The 15,383-nt window shown below is 65.4% G+C and carries 16 protein-coding genes; 12 read left to right on the top strand and 4 right to left on the bottom strand.

Going from position 1 to position 15,383, the window contains the following annotated elements; translation table 11 throughout:
- Window positions 1-153: 153 nt before the first annotated feature.
- The 10 genes from CF68_RS07520 (at window position 154) to CF68_RS07565 (ending at window position 8,692) form a co-directional block, all read left to right on the top strand.
- Window positions 154-1,173, top strand: a complete 1,020-nt coding sequence (locus CF68_RS07520) for a GDSL-type esterase/lipase family protein (protein ID WP_235205695.1) — start codon at window positions 154-156, stop codon at window positions 1,171-1,173.
- Between the two features lie 222 nt (window positions 1,174-1,395).
- A complete protein-coding gene (locus tag CF68_RS07525) occupies window positions 1,396-2,334 on the top strand; it encodes a LysR family transcriptional regulator (protein ID WP_051591451.1) in 939 nt (312 codons plus the stop codon).
- 62 nt (window positions 2,335-2,396) lie between these two features.
- Window positions 2,397-3,362: a tripartite tricarboxylate transporter substrate binding protein gene (locus CF68_RS07530; RefSeq protein WP_035817122.1), complete on the top strand. Its 966-nt coding sequence runs from the start codon at window positions 2,397-2,399 to the stop codon at window positions 3,360-3,362.
- 76 nt (window positions 3,363-3,438) lie between these two features.
- Window positions 3,439-4,674: a CaiB/BaiF CoA-transferase family protein gene (locus CF68_RS07535; RefSeq protein ID WP_035817124.1), complete on the top strand. Its 1,236-nt coding sequence runs from the start codon at window positions 3,439-3,441 to the stop codon at window positions 4,672-4,674.
- Complete coding sequence (locus CF68_RS07540) at window positions 4,671-5,486, top strand: enoyl-CoA hydratase/isomerase family protein (protein ID WP_035817126.1); 816 nt, start codon at window positions 4,671-4,673, stop codon at window positions 5,484-5,486. Before CF68_RS07535 ends, CF68_RS07540 begins: the two co-directional genes overlap by 4 nt.
- A 312-nt stretch (window positions 5,487-5,798) precedes the next feature.
- Window positions 5,799-6,182, top strand: a complete 384-nt coding sequence (locus tag CF68_RS07545) for a cupin domain-containing protein (protein ID WP_235205696.1) — start codon at window positions 5,799-5,801, stop codon at window positions 6,180-6,182.
- 204 nt (window positions 6,183-6,386) lie between these two features.
- Window positions 6,387-7,184: a transporter substrate-binding domain-containing protein gene (locus tag CF68_RS07550; RefSeq protein WP_035817127.1), complete on the top strand. Its 798-nt coding sequence runs from the start codon at window positions 6,387-6,389 to the stop codon at window positions 7,182-7,184.
- A gap of 173 nt (window positions 7,185-7,357) precedes the next feature.
- A complete protein-coding gene (locus CF68_RS07555) occupies window positions 7,358-7,642 on the top strand; it encodes a hypothetical protein (protein WP_035817128.1) in 285 nt (94 codons plus the stop codon).
- 2 nt (window positions 7,643-7,644) lie between these two features.
- The gene (locus CF68_RS07560) at window positions 7,645-8,166 is read left to right on the top strand and encodes an AlpA family transcriptional regulator (RefSeq protein ID WP_035817129.1); all 522 of its coding nucleotides are present in this window, start codon (window positions 7,645-7,647) and stop codon (window positions 8,164-8,166) included.
- A 124-nt stretch (window positions 8,167-8,290) separates the two neighbouring features.
- Window positions 8,291-8,692: a nuclear transport factor 2 family protein gene (locus CF68_RS07565; RefSeq protein WP_035817130.1), complete on the top strand. Its 402-nt coding sequence runs from the start codon at window positions 8,291-8,293 to the stop codon at window positions 8,690-8,692.
- Between the two features lie 60 nt (window positions 8,693-8,752).
- Here the strand turns inward: CF68_RS07565 and CF68_RS07570 are convergent, their stop codons facing one another.
- Window positions 8,753-9,301 carry an ureidoglycolate lyase gene (locus CF68_RS07570; RefSeq protein WP_084187116.1) on the bottom strand — a complete coding sequence of 183 codons (549 nt, stop codon included), beginning with the start codon at window positions 9,299-9,301 and terminating at the stop codon, window positions 8,753-8,755.
- Window positions 9,302-9,645: 344 nt separating this feature from the next.
- On the opposite strand from CF68_RS07570, the gene CF68_RS07575 reads away from it, so the two are divergent.
- The gene (locus CF68_RS07575; protein ID WP_035817131.1) at window positions 9,646-10,980 is read left to right on the top strand and encodes an MFS transporter; all 1,335 of its coding nucleotides are present in this window, start codon (window positions 9,646-9,648) and stop codon (window positions 10,978-10,980) included.
- Window positions 10,981-11,071: 91 nt separating this feature from the next.
- Entirely contained in the window at window positions 11,072-11,779 is a 708-nt protein-coding gene (locus CF68_RS07580) for a FadR/GntR family transcriptional regulator (RefSeq protein ID WP_035817132.1), read from the top strand.
- A 12-nt stretch (window positions 11,780-11,791) separates the two neighbouring features.
- Here CF68_RS07580 and CF68_RS36075 read toward each other — a convergent pair whose 3' ends face one another.
- The 3 genes from CF68_RS36075 to CF68_RS07595 all read right to left on the bottom strand — a co-directional run bounded on the left by CF68_RS36075 (window position 11,792) and on the right by CF68_RS07595 (window position 15,372).
- Window positions 11,792-12,433, bottom strand: coding sequence for a methyl-accepting chemotaxis protein (locus CF68_RS36075; protein ID WP_051591452.1), 642 nt, complete (start codon window positions 12,431-12,433; stop codon window positions 11,792-11,794).
- A gap of 1,091 nt (window positions 12,434-13,524) precedes the next feature.
- Window positions 13,525-14,565, bottom strand: a complete 1,041-nt coding sequence (locus tag CF68_RS07590) for a TauD/TfdA family dioxygenase (RefSeq protein ID WP_035817133.1) — start codon at window positions 14,563-14,565, stop codon at window positions 13,525-13,527.
- Window positions 14,566-14,601: 36 nt separating this feature from the next.
- A complete protein-coding gene (locus tag CF68_RS07595) occupies window positions 14,602-15,372 on the bottom strand; it encodes a class II aldolase/adducin family protein (protein ID WP_035817134.1) in 771 nt (256 codons plus the stop codon).
- Window positions 15,373-15,383 lie beyond the last annotated feature (11 nt).

Genomic DNA, 15,383 nt, shown 5'->3' on the forward strand with positions numbered 1-15,383 from the left:
CTTAACGCTGTGTTCAGGTGGAGCCCCGGCTGCCACCTGGGACGATCGATGCGCCGTGTAAATAATGCTCGCTGCACGTGCGAGGTGTTTCATGACTGAAGCATTCTTAATTCCGTGCAGACCAGACTTCAAGCGCGATGACTTGGTATTGCCATGGCAGCGCCTACGCTTTCCTTCAACGACAAGAAAGCGGTGTGGACCAGCCTGTTGCTGATGGCAGCGCTACCGGCCAGGCGGGTCTGGAAAGTTGTAGAGAGTAGAGCGAGAAGTGCGATGCCGGGATCAGCTGAACGCCCCAACCGACTCAAGCCGGTGCAGTCCTTTGAGATGATGCGCGAAGGCGCGCCGATCCTGAGCGACTTCGACCTGCAATGCCTGGCCCAGGGGGACTCCTGGTTCTCCATTAATACGTTGAGGCCGTTTAGCGGCTCAAATTTGCTGATGAACATGTGGCTGTCGCGCAGCGCCATCGCCGTGGATTGCGCGGATCCTGGCGATACCCTGGCGCATATGCTCGACAGCCGCCAGGATCCGCTGTTCTACAGTTTCCTCGTCGGTCCGCACGACCAGGCCTGGAGCGTCATCCTGTTGTCCGGTGGCGGCAATGACCTGATCGACGCCATCCAGACCACGCCGAACGATGCCAACGGCCATCGCAGGCCGCCCAACGACAGACTGCTGCTGACGGAAGATGAATGGGATGGCCCTGACGCGATCAGTACATTTATCTCGCGACCGGGCTGGACTGCATTCACACGGTATATGCTGGACCAGTACCGGGCCCTGGATTTCTTGCGCCGGATCAGCGCGCAGAACCAGAACACGCCGATCATCACGCACACCTACGACTACGCCACGCCGCGTGACAGCGGTGCGGGGCTGGGCCGTGGGCCATGGTTGTTTCCGGCGCTGCAGGTTTATGGCATTCCCGAGGATGATTGGATTGCCCTGGCCAATGAATTCACCGACCGACTTGCCGATGACGTCATTCGCCAGGCCGGCATCCCGAATTTTCATGTGGCCGACACGCGCGACACGCTGGACCCGGCCGGGACAGACGACGATGGCGCCACGGCGGACTGGGAGAACGAGATTCACCCGACTGCGGACGGCTACGGAAAGCTCGGGGTAAAGGTCGTCGACAAGATCGCGGAGGTTCTCCATATTGCCTGAGCGAAAGCTCACAGTTCCACCGTCGACGCGTGGTCTGGTCTGCCTGTCACGCCGGACACCCTCGCAAGGGTTGCGCGGGAAATCCGCAGTTGCTGACGCCGCTTGATAAGTGGAGAATCAGGTGGCGCGCGGTACCGCATTCCAAGGCGCCCGTAACGGTTTCCTCTTCCCTCAATCCGTAGCTCGCCCCCTGCGACGACGCCTGCATAAGCGCCGACCATCGTGACGTCCTCACCCCCCTCACGCACCCCCCGCCTGCACTTCGACCTCACCACCGTCCAGCTCTTCATCGCCGTATCCGACTTCGGCAGCATCACCCGCGGCGCCGAACGCCTCCATCTGGCCCCCGCAGCCGCCTCCCGCCGCATCCTCGAACTGGAAGCCCAACTAGGCGTCTCCCTCTTCGAACGCCTCCCCCACGGCATGGCCCTGACCGAAGCCGGCCGCGCACTGCTGGCTCACGCCCGCGGCATCACCCATACCGTCCAGCGCATGCAGGACGACGCCGCCTCCTTTGTCGGCGGCGACCTGGGCGTGGTCCGGGTAGCAGCGCCCAAATCCGCCGTCATCCAGTTCCTCCCCTTCGATATCCAACGCTGCGCCACCGCCTGCCCCGGCGTGCGCATCGACCTGCAGGAAATGAACAGCGCGGAAGTCCAGCAGTCGCTGCGCCGCGGCACCGTTGACATCGGCATTTACGACGGCAGCCTGGGCGTGATCGACCTGCCGACCGCGCCCTATCGGAACGACGAACTGGTGCTGGTGGTGGCGCGCGGCCATGCGCTGGCGCGGCGCCGCAAGGTCACGCCGGACGACGTGCTGGACTGCGACCTGATCGTGCTCAGCGAGAGCTCGGCGATCTCGATCGTGCTGGAGCGGCTGGCGGAGGAGGCCGGCCGCGTGCTGCGCATGCGCATGCGCGTGGGCGGATTCGACAGCATGGCCGCGCTGGTGGCGCAGAACCTGGGCGGCGGGGTGATGCCGGAGGCGATTGCGCGTGAGGTGGCGGCCGGCAGCCGATTCGTGCGGCTGCCCATCGCCGCGCCCTGGGCGCAGCGGCAGTTTGTGCTGTGCCATCGGCCCCATGGGGCACTTTCCTCGGCTGCAGTCAGCGTGCTGGAGGTGCTTGCGCAAAACGCGAAACCAGAATCCCCCAAATAGCGATAGCCCGCGGCGGATGCATTGCGGATGATGGCTCCATAACTACAGGACGGAGACACGCAATGCAGCGCAGACAATTCATTCTGGCGGCAGCGGCCGGGCTGGCGATACCCAGCCTGGTGCGCGCCGCCGACATCGCCGGCCCGGTGCGCATTGTGGTGGGCTTCGCCCCCGGCGGCGGCACTGATGTGCTGGCACGCGTGATCGGGCAGAAGCTCGGGGTCATGTGGAACACCAGCGTGCTGGTGGAGAACAAGCCCGGCGCCACCGGCGCCATTGCCGCCGCCTATGTGGCCAAGCAGCCGCCTGATGGCACTACCTTGCTGATGGCGCATGTGAACAGCCACGCGATCGCCCCGGCGCTGCTGGACGTCAAGTACGACCCGCGCACCGACTTCACGCCGATTTCGATGGTGGGCGTCACGCCCAATATGCTGACCTGCCGTCCGGAACAAAAGGTGCGCAGCGTTTCGGACATCGTGGCGCTGTGCCGGCAGAAGCCGGGGAAGATTTCCTTTGGCTCGTCCGGTATCGGCTCGGCGCAGCACCTGGCGCTGGAGATGTTCCGGTTGCAGGCCAAGCTCGACGTGGTGCACGTGCCTTACAAGGGCTCGGGCCCGCTGGTCGCGGACCTGATCGGCGGCCAGATCGACTATGCGTTCGACACCATGACCGCCGCCACGCCGTTTATCCAGCAGGGCAAGGTGATCGCGATTGCGCAGACCCGCCTGAAGCGCGCGGCCAGCCACCCCAATGTGCCGACGCTGGCGGAGTCCGGCTTCCCCGGACTGGACGCGGCGTCGTGGTACGGCCTGGTGGGCCCGAAGAACATGCCGCCGGCGCTGGTGCAGCGCATGAACGCCGACGTCAACCGCGTGCTGGCCATGCCCGATGTTGCCGAGCGGCTCAAGAGCTTTGGCGCCGAGGACTCCGGCGGATCGAACCAGCAGTTCGCCGCCTTCATCGCCTCTGAGTCCACCAAGTGGGCCAAGGTCGTGAAAGACGCCGGCGTAAAGGCCGAGAGCTGAGCGCTGCAAGCCGATGGCCGAGACCCGACGCACGCGCGCACGCTGCCCCATCCATTTATCCAGGAAGAAGCACCCCATGACAGATTTCCGCGACTCCGGCGCACAGGCGCCTGCCTCCAACTTGCCGCTGGCCGGCGTGCGCGTGCTCGACGTCAGCCAGGTCATGGCCGGGCCCTACGCCTGCATGCTGCTGGCTGATCTGGGCGCCGATGTGATCAAGATCGAACCGCCTGAGGGAGGCGACCAAACGCGCAGCGCCATGGGTTTCAAGATGAAGGGGCCGGACAGCATGGGCTTCCTCAACATGAACCGCAACAAGCGCAGCGTCACGCTGGATCTGAAGACCGATTCCGGCCGGCAGGTGCTCTATCGCCTGGCGGAAACGGCCGACATCCTGGTTGAGAACTACCGCCCCGGCGTGATGAAGCGGCTGGGGATCGACTACGAGACCCTCGCCAGGATCAATCCCAAGCTGGTCTACTGCAGCATCTCGGGCTTTGGCCAGAGCGGGCCATGGGCCGGGCGGCCGGGCTTTGACCTGATGGCGCAGGCGATGTCGGGCGTGATGAGCGTCACCGGCTACCCGGGCGGCGCGCCGGTGAAGGCGGGCGTGCCGGTGGCCGATATCGGCTGCGCGCTGTTCGCCACCTACGGCATGCTGTCTGCCTACATCGGCGCCAGGGAGACGGGCAAGGGGCAGTATGTCGATGCGTCGCTGTTCGATTCCGCGCTGGCGTTCTCGGTGTGGGACACCTGCGAATACTGGGGCACGGGCCGCGAGCCCGAGCCGCTGGGCACGGCCAACCGCATGAGCGCGCCTTACCAGGCGATGAAGTCCGCCGATGGCTACTTCGTCATGGGGGCCACCAACCAGAAGCTGTGGCAGTTGCTGTGCAACACGCTCGACCGGCCCGACCTGCTGGCGGACGAGCGCTTTGCCACCGTGGCGCTGCGCCTGGCCAACCGGCAGGCACTGATCGCGATGCTGGAGGAGAGCTTCGTCAAGGAGAGCAGCGACTACTGGATCGAACGCCTGCTCGGCGTCGGCATCCCGGCCGGGCCGATCCTGACCTACCCGCAGGCCTTTGACAGCGAGCACGGCCGCCACCGCCAGATGCGCATCGAAATCGATCATCCGATCGAGGGCAAGGTGCCCAATATCGGCTTCGCGGTGAAGATGGGCGGCACGCCCCAGCAGGTACGGCGCCCGCCGCCGCTGCTTGGCCAGCACACGGAAGAAATCCTGGCCGAGCTGGGTATCCCGAAGGACGAACAACAGTCGCCGACTGTAGCCGGCGCATTCGGATCATGAAGGCCGCGCTGCCGCCGGAGGGCGGTCCCGGCACCGACGGTCAGGTCACGCTCACGATGCAGGGGCAGGTCGCGACGCTGACGTTCGACCGCCCGGCCGCGCGCAATGCGATGACGTGGGCCATGTACGAGCAACTCGCCACGCATTGCCGCACGCTTGCGGCGCAAGGCAATGCGGGTGCGCGTGTGGTGGTGCTGCGCGGCGCGGGTGGGGAGGCCTTTGTTGCAGGTACTGACATTGCGCAGTTCCAGCAGTTCTCCAGCGGCGAGGACGGGGTTGCCTACGAAGCGCGCATCGACGAAGGCGTCCGCCTTGTCGAGCAACTGCCGATGCCAACGGTAGCGGTTATCGAAGGCTGGGCGGTGGGCGGCGGCCTGGCCATCGCTACTGCGTGCGACTTCCGCGTCGCTACTCCCAAGGCCCGCTTCGGCGTGCCGATTGCGCGCACGCTGGGCAATACGCTGTCGGCGTTGAACCTTGCCAAGCTGCGTGCGGCCTGGGGGCTGCAGCCGGTGCGCCGCATGCTGCTGCTGGCGCAGATCCTCGACGCCGATGCTGCGCTGGCGTGCGGGTTTCTTGAGGGTGTGTATAGCGCCGAGGTGATGGAGGCCGAGGTCTCCTCGCTTTGCGATCGGCTTGGCGCGCTGGCGCCTGTCACGCAGTTGGTGGTCAAGGAGGCGTTGCGGCGCCAGACGGTGCAGTCGGTGGCTGACACGGATGACCTGGTGCGGTTGTGCTACGGCAGCAACGACTTTCGCGAAGGGGTGGATGCGTTTGTGAACCGGCGGTCGCCGGTATGGAAGGGGAGTTGAATGTCGGGGCCTCGTACGCTAGCCGGTGTTTCACAATTGAAACGATCTGGCTGATTTACCGTGCAACCGACACATCGCGCGAGCGTCACGCGCCCGCTCGTCAGCCTCCTAACAAGGGGGGCCCGCGATATGCATCACATTATTGCTTTGGGCGATTAAGACGCTCGAGCCTGCATGCCTGAACCTGTGCCATGCAGTGGGTGTCACCAGCGCGGCTGGCGGCGGAATCGGGTGCAAGATGGCATCAGTGAGGTCTGTGCCGTTGCCGCGCCGCTTCTACCGTCTGGTAGCCGTCTCAGCAAGGAGCGCGCCATGAAAAACAAGCTTCCCCCGATTGCCACACTGGCCTTCGGCGTCTGCCTGACGATGTCTGCGGCAGTTGCTGCCCCGCCGGGCGGCATGGTCATGGTCACCCCCGAAGAGGTCAAATGGGCGGACCTGCCACTGATACCGGGTGCCAAACTTGCCGTCCTCGAGGGGAAGATGGACAAGAAAGAGCCGTTCACGGCCCGGATCAAGCTGCCCGCGGATGCTAAGGTGCCGGCGCACTGGCACCCAGGCGTGGAGCGGGTGACGGTGCTTTCCGGGACGTTCAACTATGGCATGGGCCAAGCTCGACCCGGAAAAAACCTCACCGCTCGGCCCCGGCAGCCTGCTTGTCATGCCACCCAAGATGCGCCACTTTGGCTGGACTAAGGAGGAAACCGTTATCCAGATCAATGCGTCGGGGCCCTGGGCTTTCAACTTCGTCAACCCGGCTGATGATCCCAGGAAGAAGTGATGCCTGGTGCGGGGCTATGGATGTCTCAAAGCGGTGCAAGCCGCGGGCAGGACCATAGCAGGCATCGGACGTGGCAAATACCTGATGGAGAGGCGGTGGCTTGCGGCAATTGGCATAGCATGCGCGCGATTCAACGGCTGGCGGTAATCCTTGCACTTGTACTCGCTGGCTGTGGGGGAACCCGGACGGCACCCACGCCCGATGCGCGGAGCGCATTGGCGCCGACGGGGAAACTCCGCGTCGGATTCATATCGGGATCCCCGATCCATGCGACGAAGGATGCTGCGTCAGGGGAGTTCAGAGGGGTTGCCGTTGACCTCGGCAAGGAAATGGCGCGGCGTCTCGGCGTTTCGTTCGAACCCGTTGCCTACACTTCGGTCCCGGCGTTGATCGCCGGCGCAAAAACCGGGGAGTGGGATGTCGCCACAATGGGGATCAGTGCCGAGCGCGCGTTGGTCGTGGACTTTACCGCGCCATACATGGAGGTCGAGTTCAGCTACCTCGTTCCGCAGGGTTCGCGCATCACCACGCTGGCGGACGTCGACAGGCCCGGTATCCGGATTGGCGTGGTGGAAAAGAGCTCGCCGGATGCCTATCTTGCCAGCACTATACGGAGTGCCACGCTGGTTCGGTCTTCAACTATTGCAGACATGGTTGAATCGCTGCGGGCCGAAAGGGCAGATGTCATTTTCGGAACCAAGGCCGGTATGTACAGCCAGGCTGAGAAACTCGCGGGTTCGCGCGTGCTAGAGGGCCGGTCCGGCGGGGAGAAGGCCGGGATGGCAACGCCGAAAGGACGGGATTACAGCGCTGCCTACGCGCGCAAGTTTGTCGAGAGCGCGAAATCCGAAGGCTTGGTTGAGGCGGCGATCGAACGCGCCGCGTTGCGCGGAGTCGTTGTCACCCCGCGTGAATAGTGCGCCCTGACACCTGCATCACCCGGCTACGACTTCGTTTCCGCCGATTCCAGAGTCCTCTCAACTCCCACTCGGGCCAGTCCAAAGACAATTCTCCGATCCACTCGGATTGTGCCTATTTTCTGGTTGTCACTTGACAACCAGTCATTGCGCATCTAGTCTCGGAGACACGAATGACCCGCGCCAGGCACCCAAAGAAGGAGATTGAAGCCGCACTCAGGCATGCAGAGCTGCATGCCTGGCGTGTCGAGCAGGCGAAGGGCAACGGTCATGCGTGGGGGCGCATCTACTGCCCCGACAACGACAAGGAATGCCGCTGCGGCGAGTTCTGTGTATCCAGCGTCTGGAGCACGCCGAAGAATCCGGGCAACCACGCCAACGCCATCAGGCGGATCGTGGACAACTGCTCGCATCAGCGGGACGTGACAACGCTGCGCGTACTGCAATTCAGGACATGACCATGGAATACGCCTTCACCCTGAAGTTTCACCTGTCGCAGGCGGACAGCGATACCGATGCGCTGGTCGAACGCCTGGCCGAGGCGGGGTGTGATGACGCGCTGGTGGGCACCGGCCTGCCGGGCCGCGTGGCACTGGCGTTTGTCCGCGAAGCAGAGTCGGCGCGCGCGGCCATGGTGAGTGCCCTGGCCGATGCCCGCCGTGCCATGCCGTCGGCCACGCTGATCGAGGCGGCGCCCGACCTGGTGGGGCTGACGGATATTGCCGAGATGGTTGGTGTGTCTCGCCAGAACATGCGCAAGCTGATGCTTGGCTACCCAGATTCCTTCCCGGTGCCAGTGCATGAAGGCAGCAGTTCGCTGTGGCACTTGCTGGATGTGATCGTGTGGCTGGGGCAGCGCGGCTACGACATTGAACCGGCGCTTCTTGAAATCGCGGCCACGGCGATGCAGGTGAACCTGGCCAAGTGCGCCAGCCAGGTGGCCCCGGCGATGGCGCGGGAGTTCCGGTCGTTGGTGGCTTAGCGACCGGCCGTCGAATCCGCTTCCCGGCCCATCCTTTTCGGGTGGTGGTACGAACCCCGGCCTTTGGCCAAGATGCCCGGACAACCCGCCCTAGCCGGCGACCATAACCAGAAGTGGAGACAAGATGGCCGAATCAGACGTGAAAGCAGTGATGGGCGAATTCTTCGCCGCCTTTGCCCGCGCAGACATGGAGCGCATCGCCGCGTGCCTGGATGATGAGTTCGTCTGGACCCTGCCCACCGGCGAATCCGACCCACATGGCCTGGTTGTGCGCGGCAAGGCTGCCGCCACGGACTACCTGAAGCAGCGCTTCTTTGAAGACAAGGCCAATGCGCCGGTGCTGTCGGACGTCAAGCTTGAGTACTGCGGTGATTTGGCCATCATGCGCTTTCGCGTGCGGGTGCCGGCGAGCGGCAGCCGCAAGAGGGTGGACGCGGCCGGGCTGGAGGTCTACCGGGTGGTGAATGGCAAGATCCGCTCGAAGGAGGCCTACTGGAAGCAGGTCTCCTGGCCGGACGCCAAGTAAGCGCGACGGGCTGCAACGGGCCTGGTGTAACCGCGGCCTGTCGCGGTCGCCTCCACACACTCACGCGGCGTGTAGCGCCGGCGGGAGTTCCAGCAGCAACGGCTGCGCCAGCGTGCGCTCCTCGCAGTTGTTGCCATCCCCACCGCGATCGATCACGGCAAAGCGCGCTGGCGCGTCCACGGCCAGCAGCATGTGGTGCCAGACGCCGCGGCGGTAGTTGACGCCCTGCCGCCCGTTGGTGATGAAGGCGCGCAGCGAAGCGGGATCCAGCACGTCGCGAGCTGGCGCCACCACTACCACGAAGGGCTGCTCCGATAACGGGATAAAGGCCTGGCTGCCGAGCGGATGGCGTTCCAGCATTGCGATCTCCAGCGGATACGCGTAGGGCTTGGCCTCGAACAGGTTGATCAGGGCCCGGCCACCTTCCAGTTCCACGGCAGCCAGGTCATGGTGCCGCGTGACCATGCCGCCGTTGATCGGAAAGGCGCCGGGGTCGCCGGCAGGGCGCGCCTCGATCACGTCACCGAAGGGCGCAAAGGCGGCCGCGCTCAGCGGCTGCGGATGCAGGCGCACCATGGCTGATGCCATGGGCGGGGGCGTGGTATCCATCAAAGTCTCCTAGCTGAATGTCGGCCTGCAAGCGGCTGGCTGCCCTGCGGCATGCATCATGCGGGCCAGCCTTAACTGGTCTGACCAGTTAGGCCGGATTTTGCAGCAAGTCTCGATTCCGCACAAGCGACGGATGTTGGTGCAATCCTCCAGTCAGCGGGCATTCTCGCCGAAATCGGCCTTCAGATGCGGGCTTTCCCCAGTCCAATCGCTCCTTGACACCGGCAGGGTGCCTCCCTACCATTCGGCATCTACTGATCAGACCGGTATGACGATATGGCGTCGTGCCGGATGCAATCCAGGCTTTGCCACGCCGATGACTCGAACAAACCAAGGAGACTTCCATGATTCCGACTGAAACCGCCCATGCCGGGCCGGATGCCATTTCCGTGCCGCAGGCGCAGGCACAGGCGAGGGAGGACGCGGTGTACCGCAAGGTGGCCTGGCGGCTGCTGCCGTTCCTGATGCTGTGCTACGTGGTGGCCTACCTGGATCGGGTCAACGTGGGCTTTGCCAAGCTGAGCATGCTGGCCGACCTGCAGTTCAGCGAGGCGGTCTACGGGCTGGGTGCAGGGCTGTTCTTTATCGGCTATTTCTTCTTCGAGGTGCCCAGCAACCTGCTGATGCATCGCATCGGCGCCAAGGCCACCATCTCGCGCATCATGATCCTGTGGAGCCTGATCTCCGCGGCGATGATGTTCGTGCAGACCAGCACGCAGTTCTATGTGCTGCGCTTCCTGCTGGGCGCGGCGGAGGCGGGCTTCTATCCCGGCATGATCCTGTACCTGACCTACTGGTTCCCGTCGCACCGGCGTGCGCGCATGGTGGCGCTGTTCATGGCGGCGATTCCCATCTCGGGCATCTTCGGCGGGCCGCTGTCGGGCTGGGTGATGGAGGCCATGAACGGCGTAAACGGCCTGCGCGGCTGGCAGTGGATGTTCGTGATCGAGGCCGTGCCGTCGCTGCTGGTGGGCGTGGCCGTGCTCTGGTACCTGGACAACAACATCCAGTCCGCGCGCTGGCTGACGGCCGATGAAAAGGCGCTGCTGGAGCGCAATATCGCCGCCGAAAACGCGCAGAAGTCCGCCCATATGTCGCTGCGAACGGTGGTGACGGACCCGCGCGTGCTGAAGATGACCATGATCTGCTTCTGCACGGTGATGGGCCAGTACGGGCTGACCTTCTGGCTGCCCACGCTGATCAGGCAGACCGGCGTGAAGAGCGTGCTGGACGTGGGTTTGCTGACCGCGATCCCGTTTGGCGTGGCGGTGTGTTCGATGATCCTGGTCAGCCGCAGCTCTGACCGCATGCGCGAGCGCCGCTGGCACCTGATCGTGCCGTTCTGCTGCGCGGCCACGGGCCTGGTGCTGAGCGCCGTGTTCAGCCACAACACCGCGCTGTCGCTGGCCGCACTGGCGCTTGCCGCCGGCGGCAGCCTGGCTACCTCGCCGCTGTTCTGGAGCCTGCCGACGTCCATCCTGTCGGGCGTGGGCGCGGCGGCGGGCATTGCGCTGATCAACTCGTTTGCCAACCTGGCCGGCTTTATCAGTCCGTACATGATCGGCCTGATCAAGGATGCCACCCAGAGCACGGACGCCGCGATGTTCGTGCTGGCGGCGGTGTTGCTGTGCGGCGCGCTGCTGACCTATTCGGTGCCGGCGAAGCTGGTCAACAAGTAAGGGGCGGGGCAGGCCGGTTTGTCGGCTAGAATTTCCGGCAACTGGCTTCGCGCCCCTTGTGCGTCACCTCTTACTGGTCACCCCCTAACGTATGACAGGATCTTCCACCTCCGTCGCCAACCAGGCTGTCAGCCTTATCCAGCAATGGGTGCGCGACGGCACGTTTCCCGCGGGCGCGCTGCTGCCGGCGCAGCGGGAGCTGGCGGAGAAGGTCGGCATCAGCCGTGCGTCACTGCGCGAGGCGATCTCTACCTTGCAGGGGATGGGCGTGGTGGTGTCGCGCCCGGGCAAGGGCGTCTATGTGACGGCCGCCGGCGACAGCGCCGCGGCCACGCCGCCCTGGCGCTTTGCGGCCACGCATTCGCTGATCGATATCTACCAGCTGCGCTTTGCGCTGGAAGGGCTGACCGCGCGGCTGGCTGCGCTGGCCATCTCCGAGAACGAGATCGAACAGTTGCGCCAGAACGCGGCCACGATGCAGCGCGCGATCGAGGCTGACGCTTATGACGAAGCCTCGCAGCTCGACTACGAATTCCACACGCTGATCGTCACCGTGTCCGGCAACCAGGTCATCCGCGAGATCCTGCGTGAAAGCGCCGAGGTGATGCGCGAGAGCCAGCGCCTGCCGTACTACCGGCGCGGCGCGCGCAATGCCACCTTCACCGAGCACAGCGCCATCATCGAGGCGCTGGCCGCGCGCCAGCCGGAGCAGGCGCAGCGCGCGATGGAGCGCCACATCATGCTGGCGGCGCGCCGTGCCGGCGTGCATTTCCCCACGGGGGACGAGAAAGAGGATTGAGCCGGGCGGGTGTCAGCCCAGCCGGAACACCCCGACCGCCCGGTTCAGCCCCTCAGTCTGCTCCCGCTGCACTCGCGCAGCTTCGGCCGCACCGGCCACCAGTTCCGCATTCTCCTCGAACGCCGCCTGGATCTCCGCCACGCGCCGTGCCATCCCCTCGATGCCGCTGCGCTGGTCGTCGCCCAGCGTCGCCAGTTCTTCCACCAGCGTGGCGAGCCTGCCGATGCTGGCCACCACCTCGTTCATGGTCTCGCCGGTATGGCCGACCAACTCGGTGCCGGCGTGGGCGCGTTCGACCGAGGTATTGATCAGCCCGCGAATCTCCTTGGCCGCGGCGCCGCAGCGGTGCGCCAGTTGCCGGACCTCGCCTGCCACCACCGCAAAGCCCTTGCCGTGCTCGCCCGCACGCGCGGCCTCCACGGCGGCGTTCAGCGCCAGGATATTGGTCTGGAAGGCAATGCTGTCGATCACGCCAATGATCTCGGTGATGCGCCCGCAGGCCTCGTTGATCTCGCCCATGGTGTGGATCACCGACAGGATCTCGCCGCTGCCGCGCGCGACCACGGTGCTGGATGCTCCGGCCAGTTCGCAGGCGCCGCGGGCCTGGTCGGCGCTGGCGCGGGCGGCCTGGGTCAGCGCCTGCATGTCCTGCATGGTGCGCGCGACGGTGCGCGCCTGTTCATCGGTGTGGCGGGCGGCGGGGGGGCNTGGCGCTGGTGTCCAGGATGTCACCGGCCGCGTCAGCCACAGTGCCTGCGGTATTCCGTACCTGCAGCAAGGTCTGGCGCACGGTGTCCAGCGTCTTGCGGAAGGCGCGGGCGAAGTCGCTGTCCGGGTGGGTGCCGTCGGCGGTCAGCGTCAGATAGCCGGGTTCGCGCTCGATGCCCGCGGCCAGCGCACTCAGTTCATCGGTGGAGTGGGCATCGCGCTCCAGCCGCCACGCGATCACGCACAGCACGCCGGTCTGCACGATGACAAAGGCGGCGTGGAACAGCACCATATTGAAGCTGGGGTCGGTAAAGCAGATGGTGTTCCAGCCCCACTGCTGGAAGAAGTTGAAGCTCAGGTGATGCAACGCGATCACCGCCGCCGCCAGCAGGATCACGCGGAAGTCGCGGTAGGCCAGCAGCAGCGACAGCGAGACGAACACCAGGAAGTGGAATTCCACCTGCCCGTGCGCCTGGTGGATCAGCAGCGCGACGAAGAGCATCAGCAGCATGGACATCGCCAGTCGTGTAGCCAGGCGGGCGGGCAGGGTGACCGCCATCAGCGTGCCGAGCAGGGCCATCGGCAAGCCCAGCGTCAGCGTCAGCCCGGTCGACCCATAGTGATTGCCGACGATCAGCGACAGCAGGCCCAGCACCCACAGCATGGCCGTCATCAGCTGGTCTGCGCGGCGGTGCACGCCTTGCAGCAGCGGGGTGTGCGGCGCGGCTGGCGCAGAAACGGAACTGCCCGCGGCACGGCGGGCAGGGATGGTCGCGGACAGCCGTCCGGTCAGGGCGTGGTCAGCGCTGGTCATGGTTCCCTCGCAGCGTAAGTCGAGAAGACGCTGCACCCCGTTCGCCTGATGGCTTATTGTTCTAATGTCTTACTTTATAGTGTTGCGCGGCTGATTATAGCGACGTCTACCGGCTGCGACAGGCCATGGCGCAGCCGCGCAACACTGCGGGCAAATTGCTGCAATTGAGTGATGTTCGGGGACGGCGCCAGGCGCTACGATGTCCGGCGCAGCCTGCGGCGCTTTAGTCCAGCAGCGCCACCTGCACGTCGCGCGTGCCCTGGTACGGATTGCGGCCGTGCCAGACCTGCAGGTTGTCCAGCACCATCACGTCGCCATCGCGCCAGGGCCAGCTGTAGGTGGTCTGGTCGCACAGCTGGTCGATATGCGCGCGTTCGGCATCGGTCAGGCGTTCGCCATTGCCCAGCGTGGCGCCGGTCGGGTACTTCTGGCGCTTGCGCAGTTCCAGGTCCTGCTCGGGGTCCTCCACCTGCGGCAGCATATGCAGGATCGACCGGTACAGCTTGCGGCCGGTCTGCGGATGCACCACGAACGGCTCCAGCGCATTGAGCACGGTCAAGCTGCCGTCTTCATGCCAGACCGGCTCCAGCCCGCGCTCGGCGCACAGCCGGTTCACCTCGGCCGGGTCCTCGGTATTGAACGACTGGTTCCAGCCGCGCTCGTCCATATGGGAGTAAGAGGCATCGTCGGCATCGCGCCGCGGACCGAAGTTGATCGCGGTGCGGCTGCCCAGCAAGGCGATCCTGCCGGCCAGTTCCGGGTCCATGCGCTCGGCCAGGTGGCGCATGTCGGTGATCAGGGTTTCTCCGCCCACCTCGGCGGTCTTGCGCGAGAAGAAGGCGATGCGGCGCGGGTAGTCGCGGCGGTAAGCCATTTCGGAATGCACCGCCAGGCGCACGCTGGCCGACAGCCGCGTGGCTTCCATCACGCGGCCGCTGATGGTTTCGCGCGGAGCGCGGCCGCCGGCATAGCCGCCGTCAAAGGCGGGAAACTGCTCGATGAAGTCGGCAAAGTCCTCGGTGGCGGCGGTCGGGAAGCCGCGCAGCACGATCCCGCCATGCTCCAGGATCAGTGCGTCCAGCGCCGGGCGCACCGTGCGCGACCATTGGCGGAACTGCGCGCGGTCCTGCAGGCGCTTCCCGGCTGGTTCGATGAACAGCGGCGGGCGGCCAGGCTGCAGAACGTGGCAGCGCACATCGGCGCCAAGGGCGGGCACGGCTACTGCGAAGGTTGCGGCATCGGCGGCGGTGGTGGCTTGGGTCATGTTGTCTCCAGTCTTGTGATCAGCTCGAATGCGGGGTCAGTTCCGGTAGGACGGGTCGATGCGGTCCAGCTCGCGCCGCACCGCCGCCCATTCGCGGTCGCCGCGGATGGCGACGCGGCCGAAGGCCTTGCGGCTGGCTTCCAGCGATTCCTGCGACGGCATCACCAGTTCGCCGCCGGCCATGGCATCGACCTGGATCTTGCAGGCCGCTTCCAGCCAGTAGATGTTGAAGAAGGCTTCGGCGATGGTGCGCCCGCATACCAGCAGGCCGTGATTGCGCAGGATCATCGCGTTGTGCTGGCCCAGGTCCTGCACCAGTTGGCCCTGCTGGGCCAGGTCGACCACCGGGCCGGAGAAGTCGTGGTACGCAATGCGCCCGTAGAACATATGCGCATGCTGCGACACCGGCAGCAGGCCACAGGCCATCGCCGATACCGCCGACGATGCCCGCGTATGCGTGTGCAGCACGCACAGCGCGTCATGGCGCGCGGCGTGCACGGCGGTGTGGATCACGTAGGCGGCTGGGTTCAGGCCAAGCTCTCCGGCATCGCCCTCGGGCCGGTAGACGATATCGCCGTTCAGGTGGATCTTGTACAGGCTGGACGCGTTCACTTCCTGGTACAGCAGCCCGTAGGGGTTCAGCAGGATGTGATGAGGCTCGCCCGGCACGCGCGCGGTGATGTGGTTGTAGATCAGGTCGGTCATGCCGTACCCGTGGATGGCGCGGTACAGCGCGGCCAGCTCGATGCGGGTGGCCCACTCCGCGTCAGAGATGGCGGCGGGGCGGATGGGATCGGCTTCGCTCATGCGATGGCTCC

Origin of the sequence: Cupriavidus sp. SK-4, assembly GCF_000611125.1 — a bacterium.
In the GTDB taxonomy this organism is placed as follows: domain Bacteria; phylum Pseudomonadota; class Gammaproteobacteria; order Burkholderiales; family Burkholderiaceae; genus Cupriavidus; species Cupriavidus necator.

Coding starts and splice junctions, on each gene's coding strand:
- CF68_RS07520 (WP_235205695.1), top strand. CDS start 154: ATGGCAGCGCCTACGCTTTCCTTCAACGACAAGAAAGCGGTGTGGACC.
- CF68_RS07530 (WP_035817122.1), top strand. CDS start 2,397: ATGCAGCGCAGACAATTCATTCTGGCGGCAGCGGCCGGGCTGGCGATA.
- CF68_RS07535 (WP_035817124.1), top strand. CDS start 3,439: ATGACAGATTTCCGCGACTCCGGCGCACAGGCGCCTGCCTCCAACTTG.
- CF68_RS07540 (WP_035817126.1), top strand. CDS start 4,671: ATGAAGGCCGCGCTGCCGCCGGAGGGCGGTCCCGGCACCGACGGTCAG.
- CF68_RS07545 (WP_235205696.1), top strand. CDS start 5,799: ATGAAAAACAAGCTTCCCCCGATTGCCACACTGGCCTTCGGCGTCTGC.
- CF68_RS07550 (WP_035817127.1), top strand. CDS start 6,387: ATGCGCGCGATTCAACGGCTGGCGGTAATCCTTGCACTTGTACTCGCT.
- CF68_RS07555 (WP_035817128.1), top strand. CDS start 7,358: ATGACCCGCGCCAGGCACCCAAAGAAGGAGATTGAAGCCGCACTCAGG.
- CF68_RS07560 (WP_035817129.1), top strand. CDS start 7,645: ATGGAATACGCCTTCACCCTGAAGTTTCACCTGTCGCAGGCGGACAGC.
- CF68_RS07565 (WP_035817130.1), top strand. CDS start 8,291: ATGGCCGAATCAGACGTGAAAGCAGTGATGGGCGAATTCTTCGCCGCC.
- CF68_RS07570 (WP_084187116.1), bottom strand. CDS start 9,301: ATGGATACCACGCCCCCGCCCATGGCATCAGCCATGGTGCGCCTGCAT.
- CF68_RS07575 (WP_035817131.1), top strand. CDS start 9,646: ATGATTCCGACTGAAACCGCCCATGCCGGGCCGGATGCCATTTCCGTG.
- CF68_RS07580 (WP_035817132.1), top strand. CDS start 11,072: ATGACAGGATCTTCCACCTCCGTCGCCAACCAGGCTGTCAGCCTTATC.
- CF68_RS36075 (WP_051591452.1), bottom strand. CDS start 12,433: ATGCAGGACATGCAGGCGCTGACCCAGGCCGCCCGCGCCAGCGCCGAC.
- CF68_RS07590 (WP_035817133.1), bottom strand. CDS start 14,565: ATGACCCAAGCCACCACCGCCGCCGATGCCGCAACCTTCGCAGTAGCC.
- CF68_RS07595 (WP_035817134.1), bottom strand. CDS start 15,372: ATGAGCGAAGCCGATCCCATCCGCCCCGCCGCCATCTCTGACGCGGAG.